Source organism: Microbacterium lacus, from assembly GCF_002812805.1.
GTDB lineage: Bacteria > Actinomycetota > Actinomycetes > Actinomycetales > Microbacteriaceae > Microbacterium > Microbacterium lacus_A.
The window spans coordinates 433,041-450,856 of record NZ_NMUM01000005.1 but is presented as its reverse complement, the minus strand read 5'-3'; the positions used below and the strand labels follow the sequence as shown (position 1 = coordinate 450,856).

The following is a 17,816-nucleotide window of genomic DNA, read 5'->3' as shown; positions in this document are numbered from 1 at the left end:
GCCAGAATGTTCAAAGACTCATCCGAGGTGTTGAAGTTCATCAAGGACGAGGACGTCAAGTTCCTCGACATCCGGTTCACGGATCTTCCTGGTGTTCAGCAGCACTTCAACATCCCCGCTTCCACGGTCGACGAGGAATTCTTCACCGTCGGCCAGCTGTTCGACGGCTCCTCCATCCGAGGCTTCGCGAACATCCACGAGTCGGACATGCAGCTGATTCCGGATGTGTCGACGGCGTACCTCGACCAGTTCCGCGAGGCGAAGACGCTCATCATGATCTTCGACATCTACAACCCGCGCACCGGCGAGATCTACCACAAGGACCCGCGTCAGGTCGCCAAGAAGGCTGAGAAGTACCTCGCCTCGACCGGCATCGCCGACACCGCGTTCTTCGCCCCCGAGGCCGAGTTCTACATCTTCGACGACGTGCGCTACGAAGTGAAGCAGAACTCCAGCTTCTACAGCGTCGACTCCGAGGAAGGCGCCTGGAACACCGGTCGCGCCGAAGAGGGCGGCAACCTCGCCAACAAGACCCCGTACAAGGGTGGCTACTTCCCGGTCAGCCCCGTCGACAAGACGGCCGACCTGCGCGATGACATCACGCTGAAGCTGATCGAGGCCGGTTTCATCCTCGAGCGCTCGCACCACGAGGTCGGTACGGGCGGTCAGCAGGAGATCAACTACCGCTTCGACACCATGGTGCACTCGGCGGACGACATCCTGAAGTTCAAGTACATCGTCAAGAACACCTCGGAGCAGTGGGGCAAGGTCGCGACCTTCATGCCCAAGCCGCTCTTCGGTGACAACGGCTCCGGCATGCACACGCACCAGTCGCTGTGGCTCGACGGCAAGCCCCTGTTCTACGACGAGAACGGCTACGGCGGCCTGTCCGACATCGCCCGTTGGTACATCGGTGGTCTGCTGGCGCACGCGCCCGCCGTACTCGCCTTCACCAACCCGACGATCAACTCGTACAAGCGTCTGGTCAAGGGCTACGAGGCCCCGGTCAACCTGGTCTACTCGGCCGGTAACCGCTCCGCCGCCATCCGTATCCCCATCACGGGATCGAACCCCAAGGCCAAGCGCATCGAGTTCCGCGCGCCGGATGCCTCGGGCAACCCGTATCTCGCCTTCGCGGCGCAGATGATGGCCGGCCTCGACGGCATCAAGAACCGCATCGAGCCGCACGAGCCCGTCGACAAGGACCTGTACGAGCTTCCCCCCGAGGAGGCGAAGAACATCCCGCAGGTTCCGAACTCGCTGCTCGACTCCCTCGAGGCGCTGCGCGCCGACCAGGACTTCCTGCTCGCGGGTGGCGTGTTCACGCCCGAGCTGATCGAGACCTGGATCGAGTACAAGATCGAGAACGAGATCAAGCCGATCGCGGCACGCCCGCACCCGTTCGAGTACGAGCTGTACTTCGGCGTGTGATCGGTACCTGACGCGAAGAGGGCCCCGGGATCATCCCGGGGCCCTCTTTGCATGGTCAAGGCGATGTTCCGCTGTCGCAGACCTATGCTCGCGCGGCCCGCACATGTCGATCTGCGACAGCGGAGTACACCCAGCGCAGCTGGTCAGCCGTAGAAGAGCTTCTCGAATACCCGGCGGGCACGACGCGCCGTCCCGAAGTAGTCCTCTTCGACCTGCGTCGCCGCGCGCGGGCCGTAGTCGAGGATGCGTCCGATGCCATCGAGCTGGCGCCGATCCGTCGGCAGCACGTCGCTCGTCTGCCCCGACAGCAGCGTGTTCGCCGAGCGCAGGCGCGTCGACAGGTGCCACGACTCCGCCAGACGGGCGGCGGATGTCTGCGGGATCAATCCCGCCGCTACCGCCGCGTCCAGCGCACCCAGCGTCGATGTTGTGCGCAGCTCGGGGTGCTCGTGCGCGTAACAGAGTTGGGTGAGCTGGACGAGCCACTCGACGTCGCTGAGCGTGCCGGGGCCGAGCTTGAGGTGCCGCGTACGGTCGACGCCCTTCGGCAGCCGCTCTGTCTCGACGCGTGCCTTGATGCGCTTGATCTCGCGCACCCCTTGAGGGTCCGGATGCTCGGGGTAGCGCAGGCGGTCGGCCAGCTCCATGAAGGCGCGGATGAGCTTGACCGAACCGGCAACGCCTCGCGCGCGCAGGAGCGCCTGAGCCTCCCACGACAGCGACCAGCGCGAGTAGTACTCGGCGTAGGAGGTCAGTGAGCGCACGAGCGGGCCGGTGCGTCCCTCGGGGCGCAGATCCGCATCCAGATCCAACGGCGCCCGGAAGTCCTCCGACACCCGACGCAGCTCCGCGACGATCTTGAGCGACAGCTGGTGCGCGCGCTCGGGATCGACCTTCTCGGGACGATAGACGTAGAGCACGTCCGCATCCGATCCGAACCCGAGCTCCGCTCCCCCGAACCGGCCCATCGCGATGATGGCGAAGTCCAGCGAGGCATCCTCCGGCGGCACGACCTCTCGACGCACGGCACGGAGGGTCGCCTGCAGGGTCACGTCGGTGATGGTCGTGAGGCTCGCCGCGAGCTGCTCGATCGTGAGCACACCCAGCACGGCCGCCATCGCGGTGCGAAGGAGCTCCCGGCGGCGCAGTGCACGCACGGCCCGCATGGCGTCGTCGATGGTCTTGTGGCGCGTCTGGATCGCCCGCGCCTCTTCCTGGAGCGCCAGGCCGGAGCGCGGACGCAGGGGCTCGTCGTCATCCAGCCAGGCGACGGACTCGGGGATCCACTCCATCAGCTCGCCGATGTAGCGCGATCCCGACAGGACGCGCGTCAGTCGTTCCGCGGCCCCGGACGAATCGCGGAGCATACGGAGGAACCAGGGGGTATTACCGAGGCGCTCGCTGACGCGCCGGAACGCGAGCAGCCCATAGTCCGGGTCGACGCCATCCGCGAACCACCGGATCATGACGGGCATCAGGTGCCGCTGGATGGTCGCCTTCCGGCTGATGCCGCTCGTCAGGCTGCCGATCGTCCGCAGCGCTCCCGCCGGGTCGCGAAAGCCGATCGCCGCGAGTCTGTCGTGCGCCTGCGCCGTCGAGAGCACGCGCCCGTCTTCGGGCAGGGCTGCAACGGCCGACAACAGCGGCCGATAGAAGAGACGGACATGGATGTCTCGGACCTCGCGCTTGATCTGCTCCCAGACGGCCGCGACGCCCTCCCCGGTATCGGCGAGCCCGGAGGCACGTGCGAGCGTGCGCAGCCCCTCGGGCGTCCGCGGCATGAGGTGCGTGCGCGCGAGGCGCCACAGCTGCAGCCGGTGCTCGAGCAATCGCAGCACCCGATAGTCCTGCGCGAAAGCGGATGCCTCGACGCGTCCGATGTATCCGCCCGTGACCAGTGCATCGAGAGCGGCGAGCGTGCCTCGCTGGCGGATCGAGTCATCCGTCAGCCCGTGCACGAGCTGCAACAGTTGCACGGTGAATTCGACGTCACGGATGCCGCCGGGTCCGAGCTTCAGCTGATAAGGCACGTCTTCCGCGGGGATGTGCTCGGTCACCCGCTCGCGCATGCGCTGCACGGAGTCGACGAAGTTCTCGCGCGCGGCGCTCGTCCACACCTTCGGTTGCACGGCCTCGACGTAATCGCGGCCGAGCTCCGCATCGCCCGCCAGCGGCCGAGCCTTCAGAAGGGCCTGGAACTCCCAACTCTTGGCCCAGCGCTGGTAGTACGAAACGTGCGAATCGAGGCTCCGCACGAGCGCCCCCTGCTTGCCCTCGGGCCGAAGGTTCGGGTCCACCTCCCAGAGCGGCGGCTCGATCTCGGCCTCTTCGATGCCGCGCATGGTCTGCACGGCAAGGCGCGTGGCGATATCGAGCACACGGCTCTCGCTCGTGCGCTCGACGAGCTCCGCGCTGCCCCCGCCGACGAAGATCACGTCCACGTCCGAGACGTAGTTCAGTTCACGCGCGCCGGCCTTGCCCATCCCGATGATGGCCAGGCGTGTCTGAGCGACATCCTCACGGGGAAACAACCCGCCGGGTCCACTGCCGGTCGCCGAGATGCGCGTTCGCGCAACGGCGAGCGATGCCTCGAGGGCCGCGGCCGCGACATCCGCCAACGCCGCGGACACCTCACGGATCGCACCCGGCGGGTCGGGCGAGAGCAGATCGTAGACGGCGATCCGGGCGACGAGTCGCCGGTAGCGGACGCGCAGGGCAACCCAACCATCCGCGTTCTTCTCGGCGAAACCGTCTACCGCACCGACGGACTCCAGCATCTCGTCGCGCAGCTCGTCCGCGGTAGCCAACAGACCGCGTGGCTCGAGGAGGTCCTCGAGCTCATCCGGATGCCGCAGGTAGAACGACGCGTATCCCTCGCTCGCGCCGAGAAGAGCCCACACGGCGCGATGTGCCGATGCGCTCGCCATGACCTCGCGGACCGGGATGGCATTGCGTCGCGCGATCGCGACGAGCCCGCGTACCGCGGCGTCCGGATCACCCGCAGAAGATGCCTCGGTGATCCACGAATCTCGCGGCAGCCCCGTCAGCTCTTCGAGCTCCTCGAGACCGCGCTCGGCGGCATCGAGTTCGGTGAAGCCGAGGCGTGCGAGACCCGTGCGGGACTGAAATCGTTCCAAAGCCATGGGAGCGGACGCCCCCGTCAGAGCATCTCGAGATTGCTCTTCAGCTCGAAGGGCGTGACCTGCGAACGGTATTCCTGCCATTCACGACGCTTGTTCTTCAGCACGTACGTGAAGACCTGCTCGCCGAGGGTCTCGGCAACCAGCTCGCTCTCTTCCATCGCCTGCACGGCGTGGTCGAGGCTCGCGGGCAGGGGCTCATACCCGAGCGCGCGACGCTCGGCGTCGCTGAGTGACCAGACGTTGTCTTCGGCCTCGGGCGGGAGTTCGTACTCCTCTTCGATACCCTTCAGACCGGCCGCGAGCATGAGGGCGTAGGCGAGGTAGGGGTTGGCCGCAGAATCCAGAGCGCGGTATTCGACGCGCGAGGACTGGCTCTTGTTCGGCTTGTAGAGCGGAACGCGCACCAGCGCGGAACGGTTGTTGTGACCCCAGGTGATGAAGCTGGGTGCCTCGTCGCCGCCCCAGAGACGCTTGTACGAGTTGACGAACTGGTTCGTCACCGCGGCGATCTCGTTGGCGTGACGCAGCAGACCGGCGATGAACTGACGGCCGACCTTCGACAGCTGGTACTCGGCGCCCTCTTCGTAGAACGCGTTCTGGTCACCCTCGAAGAGCGACATGTGCGTGTGCATGCCGCTGCCCGGCTTGCCGCTGAGGGGCTTCGGCATGAACGTCGCGTACACGCCCTGCTCGATCGCGACCTCTTTGATGACCGTGCGGAACGTCATGATGTTGTCGGCCGTCGCCAGGGCGTCGGCGTAGCGCAGGTCGATCTCGTTCTGACCCGGTCCACCCTCGTGGTGACTGAACTCGACCGAGATACCCAGGTCTTCCAGCATCCGGACCGAACGACGACGGAAGTCGTGCGCGGTGCCTCCCGGGACGTTGTCGAAGTACCCGGCGGAGTCGACGGGCTCGGGGCCCTCGGCGCCGTACGACGACGACTTGAGCAGATAGAACTCGATCTCGGGGTGGGTGTAGAACGTGAACCCTCGGTCGGCGGCGCGTGCCAGGGTGCGCTTGAGCACGTGGCGCGGGTCGGCCACGGCGGGCTGACCGTCGGGCGTCGTGATGTCGCAGAACATGCGGGCCGTGGGGTCGATCTCGCCCCGCCAGGGCAGGATCTGGAACGTCGCCGGGTCCGGGTGCGCGAGAAGATCGGACTCGAAGCTTCGAGTCAGACCCTCGATGGCTGATCCGTCGAACCCGAGGCCCTCGGCGAATGCCCCCTCGACCTCGGCCGGGGCGATCGCGACGGACTTGAGCGTCCCGATCACATCGGTGAACCAGAGGCGGACGAATTTGACGCCCCGCTCTTCGATCGTCCGCAAGACGAAATCACGCTGCTTGTCCATGGTTCCCTCCGCAGCTCCGCTGCTTTCCCAGCCTACTGGGGGTCTTCGCCGGCGCCGGACGCGGATGCGCCCCACGAGGCATCACGGGCGTCATCATCGGCCCACGCACGCGCGCGGTCCTTAATGACCTGCGGCGCGTTGGCCGCTTCTTCCGCGGTGTCGAACGGGCCGGCGCGGTCGATCGCGGGCGATTCGAACCCCTTCTCGACCTGACCGGTCGTCAGGTTGTACCAGTACTTCTGTTCGCTCTCGGACACCGGTTCTCCCTCGATCTGCGTTCCGTGTCGATCCTACTGACCGCGGGGCTTCGAGCGTGGCGCATCGCGCACCCGGGCGGGTTGGGCGAGTTGTGCTCGCTAAGCTGATTCGCATGGCAAAAAGCGTTGACCGTGCTGTCGGTGTCGACATCGGGGGGACCGGCATCAAGGCCGGCATCGTCGATCTGAAGCGCGGAGAGTTGCTGAGCGACCGCATCCGCGTTAACACCCCGAAGGGTGCGGCGCCGGATGACGTGCTCGCCGCCGTGAACGAGGTGCTCGACAAGTTGGGCGGCGTCGACAAGAAAATCCCCCTCGGAGTCGCCTTCCCCGCGATCGTGAAGAAGGGTCGCACCCTCTCGGCAGCCAACGTCTCAGAGAAGTGGGTCGACTTCGAGGCCGAGAAGTTCTTCGAGAAGGGCCTCGGACGCGACATCCAATTCGTCAATGACGCGGATGCCGCGGGTGTCGCCGAGGTCCGCTACGGCGCCGCGAAGGGTCACGACGGGCTGACGATCCTCACCACGCTCGGCACCGGAATCGGCTCGGCCTTCATCTACAACGGGACACTCATCCCCAACACCGAACTCGGACACCTCTGGTACGAGGGTGAGTCGATCGAGAAGTACGCGGCGTACTCGGCGATGGAGCGCGAAGACCTCAACTGGGAAGACTGGACCAAGCGTCTGCAGCTCTTCTACGACCATGTCGAGTTCCTGTTTTCGCCCGATCTGTTCGTCGTCGGCGGCGGCGTGTCGAAGCATCCGGAGCGCTTCTTGCCGATGCTGAAGCTGCGCGCGCCGATCCTTCCGGCCGTGCACCGCAACAGCTCGGGCATCATCGGCGCGGCGGCCCTCGCGGGCGACGTTTAGGTCGCTCGCCCCGGTCCCTGAGCCTGTCGAGGGACCAGCCGCGCCTCGTTGCTCGTCAGACCTCACGAGGTAGCGTCGAAGGATGTCTGCGCCACTTGATCGTCCGCTCTACGGCGCCTCGTGGGGCTCGGCCATCGCCCGATTCTTCGGTAATTACTCCATTTTTCGCGGCCGTGCGAGTCGGAGCGAATACTGGTGGTGGGTTCTCACGAATGCGCTGATCATCATCGTCCTCAACACCATCGCCGCCGTGTCGGGCGCCGAGGGCTGGCAGAACGGGGCGGTCGCCCTGCCGCTGGCGGGTGGACCCGGTGGTGTCGTCACAACAGTGCCCGGTGCGATCGCCCTGATCTACGGCCTCGGGACGCTGCTGCCCAACCTGGCGCTTACATGGCGACGGCTGCACGACACCGACAGAAGCGGTGCCTGGTTCTTTCTGACGTTCTTGCCCGTGATCGGTTGGATCGTTCTGTTCTTCTTCCTGATCGGTAGTCCGCGCGAAGAGGGCCGTCGCTTCGACTGACCCACGGATGCCGAGAGCGCCGTTTGCTGCCGAGGCCGCCGGTTCTTCGCCGTGGATAAGCGGCGCTCTCGGTGCTAAGTGGCGGTCTCGGTGCCATCCACATCCGTCTAGCCCACGAATGTACGGGTTGTGTGCGAGTGCACGGGCTACGCGCGCGATCGAAGTCGTGCACTCGCGACGAAGTCGTGCACTCGCGACGAAGTCGTGCACTCGCGACGTGGCAGCAGAGAGAGGGCGAGTGGGCCGGCCTGTACGCCGGGTTCTGTCCGGGGGCGTGAGCCCCGTGGACGGTCATCTCTCTCGACGACACGTTGCCATGCCGTTCTAGCGGTCTACCCGAGGACTCGGCGGGCCGCGTCAACATCCCCTGTCTGACCTTGCTCCGGGCGAGGTTTACCGAGCAGACCGCGTCACCGCGGTCCCTGGTGGTCTCTTACACCACCGTTTCACCCTTACCGCGGTTGCCCGCGGCGGTCTGTTTTCTGTGGCACTGTCTCGCGGATCACTCCGGGTGGGTGTTACCCACCGCCCTGCCCTGTGGAGCCCGGACGTTCCTCGGCACGAAAGAAAACCCTCGTGACGCGACCGTCCAGCCGACCCACTCGCGCCGCAAGTCTAGCCGCGGATGCCTCGCCGCCCCGCGCCGGTCAAACCACCGAGCTCAGCCGCCAGGTCGCGGCGAAAGCTCTCGCGACGGTCCATCGACGAGTTGGCCGCGGCATCCGCTCTCGCGTTCTGCGCCCGCGGGATCCATTCGAAGCTCACCTGCCGCCCGGCGATGAGCTCACGAGCCTCGCGGGCCAGGGCCTGCATGTCGGGGTGCTTGATCTTCCAGCGTCCGGTCATCTGCTCGACCACGAGCTTGGAGTCGAGACGCACGCGAACGGATGCCGGCTCTCGCTCGAATGCGGCACGCAAACCCTCGATCATGCCCCGGTACTCGGCCACGTTGTTGCTCGCCATGCCCACATAGACACCGACTTCGACGAGCACTTCGCCGGTCGTCGCGTCGAGGACGACAGCTCCGCCCGCGGCGATGCCCGGGTTGCCGCGCGATCCGCCGTCAGCCTCGACGATCAGGTCGGGCGCGGCCGGCGGCGCGATCGGGTCGTCCCAGAGCGCCCCGCTCATCGGGACCGGCTCACAGGCCCGATTCGTTCGTCCGCACCAAGATGCAGCCGCACTCGGGGCAGTTCACGATCTCGTCGTCGGCCTTCCCCCGGATCACCTGTAGATCGGTACCCGAAAGCACCATGTGGCATCCGCCGCAGGTGCGCGCGCGCAGTAGCGCCGCGCCGTCACTGCGGGCGGTCAGCCGCTCGAACAGTGCCAGGAGTTCCGGCGGCACCGTCCCGACGACGGCCGCACGGTCGCGGGTCAGATGCTCGATGCGGGCGGTCGCCTCGGCGACGACGGCCTTGGCCTCGTTCGAGAGCCGCGTGCCCTCTTCGTTCGTTTCGGTGACGAGGCGCTCCTGCTCGGCAACGGATGCCTCGACCTGTTCGAGCTTCTCCATCAGCTCCAGCTCGGCATCCTCGAGGTCACCCTGCCGACGCGCCAGCGAGGCGAGCTCGTGCTCGAGGCCCGCGGCATCCTTCGGGTTCGAGACCTTCTGCAGCAGCTCTTCGTCGCGCTTACGTCGCGCCTCGACAACCTTGACGTCGGACTCGACCCGCGAGATCTCGAGCTGCAGGTCGTCGCGTGCACCTTGGCGACGCGACAACTCGTGCGAGAGGGCTTGCCGCGCGGCGAGGAGTTCTTTCACACGCGGGGCTTGGGGGGGATTCTGGCGCAGGGCATTTGACGCGCGGAGCTGCGCGTCGAGCTCGGCGATCTCCAGCAATCGGCGCTGGTCTGTCGGGCTCGCATTCACCCGTCCAGCCTATCCCGGCGGGCGCTTCGCCTTCGCGGGCTGAGACTCAGACGATGCGGGCCCGAATCCGCGCCGAGGCGAGGGCGAAGAACACCACGATCATCGCGCCCAGAATCGCGGCGACGAACACGGCCGTGACGGTCCAGTCCCCGACGGTCAGGTCGATGCCGTAGAAGAGCGCAATCGAATCGGATGCCTCGGGCACCCCGCCCGACAGCGTGTCGAGGGGGCCCTGGGTGAACTCACGGCGCAACACCATCGACGACTGCGCGAACGGCAGCGCGTTGATGACTTCGCGCACGGCCTCCGGCAAGGATCCGACGGGGATGTAGGCGCCCGCCACGAATCCGAGGATCGTGCCGACAATCGTGGACATCGCCGAGAACGCATTGTTCGACGACAGGAACGACACCACGAAGGCCGAGAGCGCGGTGAAGGCGGCACCGGACAGGGCGACCCATCCGACGATCCGCAGCACCGAGAGCGGTGGCAGCACGACTCCGTCGACGAGCCAGAGGTAGATCAGGCTGATGACGAGCACGATGAGCGTCATCAGCAGGGCGACGATCAATGCAGCGAACAGATACCCGGCGACGATCTGGCCGCGCCGGATCGGCGAGACCAGAAAGTCGCGGAATCGGCTGGATGCAGCATCCTCGACCAAAACTCCGAGCGCACCCAGACCCGTCGTGATCGACGTCATACCGACGATGCCGGCGAACATCCACGAGTCGACAAAGGCCTTGATCTCGGCGGTTGTCGCGTCGGGGAACGACTCTTGCAGGCCGGTCGTCTGCAGGTTGCCGAGGAATAGCGTGTAGAGCGCGAAGAGGATGATCGCCGACAGCAGCGAGAAGAAGACGTTGAGGCGGTCGCGGAAGAACAGGCGCAGGTTCCGGCCGATGATCGTGCTGACGACGCCCATCAGTTCTCGATCCCTTCGCGTCCGGTCAACGCGAGGAAGACGTCATCCATGCTGCCGTGGCGGAACTCGAAGTCGACCACGTCGTCACCATGGGCGGCGAGGAGACTTCGGGCGAGGCCCGCATCGGGCACAGCGATCGAGAGGACGTCTCCTTCTCCCGTCGCGACCGCTCCCGAGGTCAGGGCGAGTGCGAGCAGGCCCGCGCGGTCGCGGGTCGTGATGGTCAGGATGCTGCGGCTGTGCCGGGCACGCAGCTCGGCGGGCGTCCCCTCGGCGATGATCCGGCCCGCGTCGATGATGCAGACGCGATCGGCCTCCTCGGTCTCTTCCATATAGTGCGTGGTCAGGAAGACGGTCAGTCCCGATCGCTCCCCCAGTTCGTGGATCGTCGACCAGACGACCGCGCGGCTGGCAGGGTCGAGGCCCGCGGTCGGTTCGTCGAGGAACAGGATCGCGGGTTCGTGCAGCAGAGCCCGGGCGATGTCGACGCGGCGGCGCTGCCCGCCCGAGAGCTTGCCGTAGCGGCGGTCGAGGAACTCGTCCAGCTCGATGAGTGCCGACAGCTCGGCGATGCGGTCGTTGATCGCCGAGGCATCCGTCATCGAGAAGCGCGCACGGATGCGCAGGTTCTCGCGTGCCGTGAGCGCATCGTCGAGCACGGAGTCCTGGAAGACGACGCCGATGCTCCGGCGGATCGCTTCGCCGTCGGTAGGGATGTCTCGCCCGGCCACGATCAGGCGGCCCGCGTCGAAAGGCAGGACGGTGGTGAGGCACCCGATCGTCGTCGACTTGCCGGCGCCGTTGGTTCCGAGGAACGCGAAGACTCCCCCGGCCTCGACCTGGAACGACACGTCGTCGACCGCGACGACCTTCTTGTACCGCTTGGTGAGGCCCTCGACCTCGATCGCGGGGATAGCGGCGGATGCGTTCATGAAACACGCAAACGGAGGGTGTGAGTAGAGGAAGCGCCGCGCATACGCACATCCTTCCTGATCTGCGAACTCATCTCTCAATTCCCGCACTAGCGAGACCTACTTTTCAGAACAGGAAGCACCGTCGCCGATTGACCGTCGCACCCAGTCATGGTTTTCGACAGGAGGTCTCACGCCGAAGAAAGCTCAAGGCCAATCGGCCGAGTCACGATACGCTCGCGCCGTGAATGATGACGAGGCACCGAACCGTATCCCGGTCGATCGAGAGCAGTCGCGCTCGTGGGTGGAGGTGGCGCAGTCTGCTCGGCTCATGCGCGATCTGCTGACGGAGACGCCACCGGCGATCGATGGGTCCCCGTTCAGCATCATTGACGGGGATCTGCCGGAGTCTTGCGAGAAGTGGTGTCGCGCTTACCTATCCTCAGCGCTCGAACACCTTGGCATGTGGGCGGACTACGTCGCGCCACTGACTTTCCACACTGATGCGGTCGTGCATCACGACGCGCGCCCGTCACAGACGCTTGCACGCGCGGCGCTCGAGTCCGCCTCTCAAGCGGTATGGGTCATGTCCTCGCGCGATCCACGCGAGGTGCTGCGGCGGCATCTGTCGCTCGTTCTCGCAGACTGGGCGGAGCAGCGCAAAGCCGAGGTAGACCCGAAGCGCAAGGAAGAACTCAGGCAGCAGCGGCTCCAGCTACTCGACATTCTCGAGACTCACAAGATCAACGTCGATGACCCGTCCTACCTGACGCTCGTAACGGCTGCGGCGCAGGAGGTGCGGACGAAGTTCTCTGCTGGCGACCTCGGTGACTCAGCGCAGGTCGAGCGCCTATGGCGCGCATCTGCCGGCTCCGCCCACGGAAAGATGTGGCCATCGCTGGAACTGCGGGTGTCCGTCGAACTCGACGGCCAGCCGTTCACGTTCCCAGACGTCGACGCGATGTCAGCAATCCTCATGCTTGCGAACAGGGTTACTCAGTATGGGGTATTCCGGTTCATCGACTACGCAGGCCACGAGCCACAACTTGCGGAACGCCTTCGGGCGACCTCCTTACGCTGGTACGCGCGCATCCCGAAGGTCCCGGGAGCACCCGAGCGGCTCGAGGATGTTCCTGGCTACCCGCCCCCGCGACCGACTCCCGGCGCTCCCGACAGGGGCCGGTAACGGCCCCACCACGCGTAGGCACTGGTGCCGGTGGTTTCGGTAGGTCGGGGTCTTCTCAGCGATCGATCCACTTCTGCATACTTTCCGGGTGCCGCGCGAGCGAGGTGTCGACGAGGCTGGAGGCGGTCGTCAGCTGCGCGAGTTCGTCATCATTGAGGGCGACGGAGGATGCGCCGACGTTCTCCTCCAGGCGGTGAATCTTGGTCGTGCCGGGAATGGGCACGATCGAGGCGTTCTGGGCGAGGAGCCATGCGAGGGCGATCTGGGCAGACGTCGCGTTCTTTCGTGTTGCGATCCCGGCGAGTAGGTCAACCAACCGCCGCCCCGCGTCGCGGCCTTCGGCGCTGTAACGCGGCAGAGTGGCGCGGACGTCTCCCTCGCCGAACGCTGTCGAGTTGTCGAGGGTGCCGGTGAGGAGCCCTTGCCCAGCGGGCTGAACGGGACCAGTCCGATGCCGAGTTCGACCAGGGTGGGGAGAATCATCTCTTCGGGTTCCCTCCACCACAGTGAGTATTCGCTCTGCAGAGCCGTGACGGGCTGGACGGCGTGCGCGCGGCGGATCGTGTCGGTACCGGCCTCGGACAATCCGAAGTGCGCGACTTTGCCAGCGGCGATCAGTTCTTTCACCGTTCCGGCGACGTCTTCGATCGGCACGGCGGGATCGACACGGTGCTGGTACAGCAGGTCGATGTTCTCGACACCGAGACGCTGGAGCGATGCGTCCAGGGTCTTCCGAATGTAGTCCGGGGTGCTGTTCAGTCCGGTTTCGCTGGTGCCGTCGAAGTCGAAGCCGAACTTGGTGGCGATCACGACATCGTCGCGGACGGGGGCAAGCGCCTTGCCGACGAGTTCTTCGTTGGTGAAGGGGCCGTAGACCTGGGCGGTGTCGAATAAGGTCACTCCGAGGTCGACGGCTCGCCGGATCACGTCGATGCCGTGTGCGTCGTCGAGGTTGTGGCCGTAGCCGTGGCTGAGGCCCATGCATCCGAAGCCGATGGCGGATACCTCCAGGCCAGTGCGGCCAAGAGTGCGCGTATTCATGTGTGTCTTCAGCTTCAATCGGTAATCAGGCGTCGCCGCGGACGGCGTTGAGGTCGTCAACGACGCGCTGCGGTTCTTCGGACGCCGGCAGGTTGTCGGTGTCCTTTGCGCCATCGAGGGACCCGGTTGCGTCGGGTACCAGGGCGCCGAATACTGGCCCGAGGTCGGCCTGTTCGGGGCCGCGTTCGGCGACGAGTTCCAGGGTTCGGCGGTCGGCTCGGGGGTTGGTGAGGCTGTCGAGCAGTACGCGGGCGATCTGCCTGCGGGCGATCACGCCGTCTGCGGGGGTACCGATGAGGTGGGTGTCCCCTTGGCGCATGGTGATCTTCAGCTGATCGGGTGCGTTGTAGTCGAACCAGCCGGGACGAACGATCGTGTACGTGTTGCCGCTGGCGCGGACGAGGCGTTCGCCGCGTCGCTTCCATTCGGACGTCTCCCGGCGAGCGGTGACTCCGATGGTCGTCATCAGCGCGATCCGGACCGGGCGGCCATTCAGAGCGGTGAGCACATTGCGCACTGCGCCGTAGTTGACAGCCTCGGGCTCATTGCTGCTGCCGTGAGTGAAGACAACGGCGTCTATGTCGGCGACGGCTTCAGTGAGCGTGCCGGCATCGGTGAGGTCTCCGATGACTGCCGCGGCTCCGGAAGCGAGGTCGCGGGCCCTGCTGCTGTCGCGGACGAGCGCTCTAGTGTGATGCCCGGCCTGGACGGCTTGTTCGACGACGTGCTGCCCGATGCTCCCTGTTGCTCCGACGATGAGGACGGTGAGGGCGTGATCGGTCATGGTGGTTCTCTCCCGTGGGTCGTTCAGAGTCCGATGCGTCGAAGCCAGGCTTCGACGTCGGGTTGGGCTTGTGCGGCGGTCTCGCCCTGCACGGCGAGGCCTTCGGCGATCGTGGAATCGGGGCAGAGATCTGCGTAGTCGCTGTCGACGCGTCCCATACCGCTCACGGCGTACGTGACGAACGGGTGGATGATCTTCCCGGCGAAGTCGACGCCTTCGACGAAGGTGCGCATGATCATCGGGGTCTGCACGTTCCACACGGGACTGCCGAGCAGAATGACGTCGTAGCCGGTGACGTCGGGAAGGGGGTTCGCGATCGTGGGGCGGGCGTCGTCGTTCTCTTCCCGCACGTTCCGTTGCACGGTCTCTTCGTAGTCGTCCGGGTACGGATCGGAGGCTTCGATCCGATAAACGTCGACAGTGGTCACAGCGGCGATCATCTCCGCGACAATCTGAGTGTTCCCGACTTCAAGATCGATGCGGTCGCCGTAGTAATAGTTCTCGCCAGGGCGGGAGAAGTAGGCCAGCAGTACCCGGCCCCCGGCACCGGGCGACGATGCAGCATCGGTCGGTTCTGCAGTCGGGGTCGGCGTGGTCACGGTGGTCTCCCGATTCGGAGTGCAGGCGGCAAGAACGGAGGCGAGCACTGTGCCGCCGAGCACAGCACTGGCGGCGAGGAAGTCGCGGCGATTCATTCGTTCCTTCTCGACCAGGTCGGGCGAAGCGGGCGCGAACGTTCGGGTCGTCCGCGCCCGCAGCTGGATCACGCCTCGGGGATCGGCTTTCCGAAGTTTTCGAGGGTGATGAAGTCGGGCTCGGGTCCACCGCGGACGCCGGTGTCGAGCGAGTCGATCTGAGCGATCTCGTCGGCGGTGAGTTCGAAGTCGAAGACGTCGAAGTTCTCCGCGATGCGGTGCGCCTTGGTCGATTTCGGGATGACCTGCACGCCCTTCTGGATATGCCAGCGGAGCATCACCTGCGCGGCGGACTTGCCGTACTTCTCACCGATCGTCAAGATGACGGGCTCGTCGAAGCTGCGCTTCGCGGATTCCCGGTAGGAGGTGATTCCGCCGATGGGCGACCACGCCTGGGTAGTGATGCCGTGCTCCTGGTGGAACGCGACAAGCTCCTTCTGTTGGAAGTACGGGTGCAGCTCGATCTGGTTAACCGCCGGCACGATGTCGGTCTGCTCGAGCAGCGGGGTCAGGTGCTCGGGCATGAAGTTGCTGACACCGATCGCGCGGACCTTCCCATCGGAGAGGAGCTGCTCGAGCGCCTTGTACGCGGCGATGGTCTTGTCGAACTCGGACGGTAGCGCCTGGTGCAGGATGAACAGGTCGATCTGGTCGACGCCCAGCTTCGCGGCGCTCTTCTCGAACGCGTGGAGGGTCTCGTCGTAGCCGTAGTCGCTGATCCACACTTTGGACTCGATGAAGATGTCTTCGCGGGGAACGCCGGATTCGCGGATGCCCTGGCCGACCTCTTTCTCGTTTCCGTAGGCGGCAGCGGTGTCGATGTGGCGGTATCCGGTGCGGAGCGCGGTCGCGACAGCGGCGACGGTCTCCTCGGGCGGGGTCTGGAAGACACCGAGGCCGATGGCGGGGATCTCGACCCCGTTGTTCAGAGTGATCGTTGAAGTGGTCATGCCTCCACGCTAAGCACCGCCAACAACGAGGTGAGAGTCCCTAGCATTCACCCCCACAATGTGATTGATACTGCCGCGCTGGGGGTGAATGACAGGGACTCCCGCGGCGCGGAAGCGCGGGCTACCGTCGGACATATGAACACCAGGCACGAGGTTCAGGAATTCCTGACCGCACTCCGCGGACGCATCACCCCCGAGAAAGCCGGTCTGACCGTCTTCGCAGGAGAGCGACGCGTACCTGGTCTGCGTCGCGAAGAAGTCGCGCAGCTTGCCGGCGTCTCGACGGCGTACTACACGCGGATGGAGCGTGGCGACCTCGGCGGCGTCTCGGAGAGCGTGCTCTACGCGCTCGTGAACGCCTTCCAGCTCAACGACGCCGAACAACAGCACCTTTTCGACCTCGCCCGGGCAGCGACCGGACCCGTCCGAGCACCACGCGCTAGACGAGAGACCCCAGTGCCTCCGAGGATCGTCCAACTCATCGACACCATGCGTGACGTGCCGACAGTCGCACTCTCCACCCTCGGCACACCGTTGGCGGCCAACGCGCTCGCTCGCGCTCTTCTGCCATTCATGTTTCCCGAGGGTCAGCCACCAGTGAACTCTGCCCGGTATCTGTTCCTCGACCCGGCATCCAGAGACTTCTACGCCGACTGGGAGACGATCGCCCGAGAGATGGTCTCCTCACTGCGCCTGCGCGCGGGGCACGACCCTTCTGACAAGGCACTCTCCGGCCTCGTCGGCGAACTCGCCACGCGCAGCACAGAATTTCGCACCTGGTGGGGCAGCCACACCGTCCGCACCCACACCACCGGTTCTAAACGGATCAATCACCCCGTCGTCGGCGAGATGACCCTCGGGTTCGAATCACTCACACTTCCCTCGGCGCCCGATATCCGCCTCACCACCTACCTCACCGAACCCGGCTCATCGTCCGCGGACGCGCTCAACATGCTGCGCAGCTGGATAGCCGAAGCGCCCGTCACCCAGAAGGAGACACAGCTCTGACACGCCTGTCCCGGGCCCGCGGCATCGCTGTCCTGACCCGGTGCGTCATCGGGGGCGGGTAAAGCCGTGCCAGGGGACCGCGGGGGGACCGCGCTAAGAAACCTGAGAGTGAATGAAACCCCGGGATCCCTGTGTTTTCTAGGTGGGCCCTGCCGGGATCGAACCGACGACATCCACGGTGTAAACGTGGCGCTCTACCAGCTGAGCTAAAGGCCCTCATGGGCCAGTCTAGAAGATCGAGCCCCCACAACCCCGAACCAGGATCACAACGCGGCCAACGCCTCGCGATAGGCCGACAGCGGCCGCGGGCTCGTCGGGTCGTTCACGACCGACCACCGCACGACACCCTCCGTGTCGATCAAGAAGCTCGCCCGCGTCGCGATGCCGCGATCCGCCAGGAACACCTCATACGCCCGCGCGACCTCGCCGTGCGGCCAGAAGTCCGACACCAGGTCGAAGCCGTAACCCTGCTGCTCGGCCCAGGCACGCAACGCGTGGTGGCTGTCGACCGAGATCCCGATGACGCGCACCGAGGCATCCTCAAAAACCGCGATGTTGTCGCGAATCTCGCACAGCTCGCCCTGGCACCGCCCCGAGAAAGCCAGAGGGAAGAACACGAGCACGACCGGCGACTCGCGCCAGGCCTCGCTGAGCGTGAGCGGCTCGCCCGCCCGGGTCAGAAGCGTGAAGTCCGGAGCCTGGTCGCCGATCTCGAGAGTCATGCCGTCATCCTCCCATCGCCGCAGACCGCGCAGCACGACGTCCCGCGGGACGGGCGCGGGATGCCGGGAACTGACTAGGCTGAGAGAGGTGTGCGTTCCCGCCCGGCCCACAAGCCGAGACGCCGCTGCCAAGACTCCCC

At 65.8% G+C, this 17,816-nt stretch carries 16 protein-coding genes, 1 tRNA gene, 1 other RNA gene and 1 pseudogene; 5 read left to right on the top strand and 14 right to left on the bottom strand.

Annotation, left to right across the window (positions count from 1 at the left end; translation table 11 throughout):
- Positions 1–6 precede the first annotated feature (6 nt).
- Positions 7–1,431 (top strand): type I glutamate--ammonia ligase, encoded by a 1,425-nt coding sequence (gene glnA / locus CGU34_RS02775; protein ID WP_100813165.1) that lies wholly within the window; start codon positions 7–9, stop codon positions 1,429–1,431.
- 143 nt (positions 1,432–1,574) lie between these two features.
- On the opposite strand, the gene CGU34_RS02770 is transcribed toward glnA (CGU34_RS02775), so the two are convergent.
- Genes CGU34_RS02770 through CGU34_RS02760 form a run of 3 tightly spaced genes read right to left on the bottom strand, consistent with a single transcriptional unit; the run spans position 1,575 to position 6,186 of the window.
- Positions 1,575–4,574, bottom strand: a complete 3,000-nt coding sequence (locus CGU34_RS02770) for a bifunctional [glutamine synthetase] adenylyltransferase/[glutamine synthetase]-adenylyl-L-tyrosine phosphorylase (protein WP_036295790.1) — start codon at positions 4,572–4,574, stop codon at positions 1,575–1,577.
- A gap of 17 nt (positions 4,575–4,591) precedes the next feature.
- Positions 4,592–5,929: a type I glutamate--ammonia ligase gene (gene glnA / locus CGU34_RS02765; RefSeq protein WP_036295791.1), complete on the bottom strand. Its 1,338-nt coding sequence runs from the start codon at positions 5,927–5,929 to the stop codon at positions 4,592–4,594.
- A gap of 32 nt (positions 5,930–5,961) precedes the next feature.
- Positions 5,962–6,186: a hypothetical protein gene (locus tag CGU34_RS02760; protein WP_036295792.1), complete on the bottom strand. Its 225-nt coding sequence runs from the start codon at positions 6,184–6,186 to the stop codon at positions 5,962–5,964.
- A gap of 113 nt (positions 6,187–6,299) precedes the next feature.
- Between CGU34_RS02760 and ppgK the strand changes: the two genes are divergently transcribed.
- Together ppgK and CGU34_RS02750 are read left to right on the top strand one after the other, a co-directional pair.
- On the top strand, positions 6,300–7,058 hold the full coding sequence (gene ppgK / locus CGU34_RS02755; protein ID WP_036295793.1) for a polyphosphate--glucose phosphotransferase: 759 nt from the start codon (positions 6,300–6,302) through the stop codon (positions 7,056–7,058).
- 82 nt (positions 7,059–7,140) lie between these two features.
- A complete protein-coding gene (locus CGU34_RS02750) occupies positions 7,141–7,581 on the top strand; it encodes a DUF805 domain-containing protein (RefSeq protein WP_036295794.1) in 441 nt (146 codons plus the stop codon).
- A 235-nt stretch (positions 7,582–7,816) separates the two neighbouring features.
- On the opposite strand, the gene rnpB is transcribed toward CGU34_RS02750, so the two are convergent.
- From rnpB to CGU34_RS02725, 5 genes are all read right to left on the bottom strand, one after another.
- Positions 7,817–8,182, bottom strand: an RNA gene (gene rnpB, locus CGU34_RS02745) — RNase P RNA component class A.
- A 14-nt stretch (positions 8,183–8,196) separates the two neighbouring features.
- Positions 8,197–8,712, bottom strand: coding sequence for a reverse transcriptase-like protein (locus tag CGU34_RS02740; RefSeq protein WP_081766150.1), 516 nt, complete (start codon positions 8,710–8,712; stop codon positions 8,197–8,199).
- Between the two features lie 10 nt (positions 8,713–8,722).
- Positions 8,723–9,454 (bottom strand): zinc ribbon domain-containing protein, encoded by a 732-nt coding sequence (locus CGU34_RS02735; RefSeq protein ID WP_036295795.1) that lies wholly within the window; start codon positions 9,452–9,454, stop codon positions 8,723–8,725.
- 46 nt (positions 9,455–9,500) lie between these two features.
- A complete protein-coding gene (locus tag CGU34_RS02730; protein ID WP_036295797.1) occupies positions 9,501–10,379 on the bottom strand; it encodes an ABC transporter permease in 879 nt (292 codons plus the stop codon).
- Positions 10,379–11,311 (bottom strand): ABC transporter ATP-binding protein, encoded by a 933-nt coding sequence (locus tag CGU34_RS02725; RefSeq protein ID WP_036295799.1) that lies wholly within the window; start codon positions 11,309–11,311, stop codon positions 10,379–10,381. The genes CGU34_RS02730 and CGU34_RS02725 overlap by 1 nt, the downstream gene beginning before the upstream one ends.
- A gap of 223 nt (positions 11,312–11,534) precedes the next feature.
- Here CGU34_RS02725 and CGU34_RS02720 point away from each other — a divergent pair, with 223 nt between their 5' ends.
- Positions 11,535–12,476 carry a hypothetical protein gene (locus CGU34_RS02720; protein WP_100813164.1) on the top strand — a complete coding sequence of 314 codons (942 nt, stop codon included), beginning with the start codon at positions 11,535–11,537 and terminating at the stop codon, positions 12,474–12,476.
- Between the two features lie 55 nt (positions 12,477–12,531).
- Here the strand turns inward: CGU34_RS02720 and CGU34_RS02715 are convergent.
- The 4 genes and pseudogenes from CGU34_RS02715 to CGU34_RS02700 form a co-directional block, all read right to left on the bottom strand.
- A pseudogene (locus CGU34_RS02715) lies at positions 12,532–13,457 on the bottom strand (aldo/keto reductase).
- 85 nt (positions 13,458–13,542) lie between these two features.
- Entirely contained in the window at positions 13,543–14,301 is a 759-nt protein-coding gene (locus CGU34_RS02710) for an SDR family oxidoreductase (RefSeq protein ID WP_100813163.1), read from the bottom strand.
- A gap of 23 nt (positions 14,302–14,324) precedes the next feature.
- Positions 14,325–14,996 (bottom strand): flavodoxin, encoded by a 672-nt coding sequence (locus tag CGU34_RS02705; protein ID WP_036297179.1) that lies wholly within the window; start codon positions 14,994–14,996, stop codon positions 14,325–14,327.
- Positions 14,997–15,064: 68 nt separating this feature from the next.
- Positions 15,065–15,946 carry an aldo/keto reductase gene (locus CGU34_RS02700; RefSeq protein WP_036297158.1) on the bottom strand — a complete coding sequence of 294 codons (882 nt, stop codon included), beginning with the start codon at positions 15,944–15,946 and terminating at the stop codon, positions 15,065–15,067.
- Positions 15,947–16,081: 135 nt separating this feature from the next.
- Between CGU34_RS02700 and CGU34_RS02695 the strand changes: the two genes are divergently transcribed.
- Complete coding sequence (locus CGU34_RS02695; RefSeq protein ID WP_036297160.1) at positions 16,082–16,954, top strand: helix-turn-helix transcriptional regulator; 873 nt, start codon at positions 16,082–16,084, stop codon at positions 16,952–16,954.
- Between the two features lie 143 nt (positions 16,955–17,097).
- Here CGU34_RS02695 and CGU34_RS02690 read toward each other — a convergent pair.
- Together CGU34_RS02690 and CGU34_RS02685 are read right to left on the bottom strand one after the other, a co-directional pair.
- A tRNA-Val gene (locus CGU34_RS02690) sits at positions 17,098–17,170 on the bottom strand.
- A gap of 47 nt (positions 17,171–17,217) precedes the next feature.
- The gene (locus CGU34_RS02685) at positions 17,218–17,676 is read right to left on the bottom strand and encodes a peroxiredoxin (RefSeq protein WP_036297161.1); all 459 of its coding nucleotides are present in this window, start codon (positions 17,674–17,676) and stop codon (positions 17,218–17,220) included.
- Between the last annotated feature and the right edge of the window lie 140 nt (positions 17,677–17,816).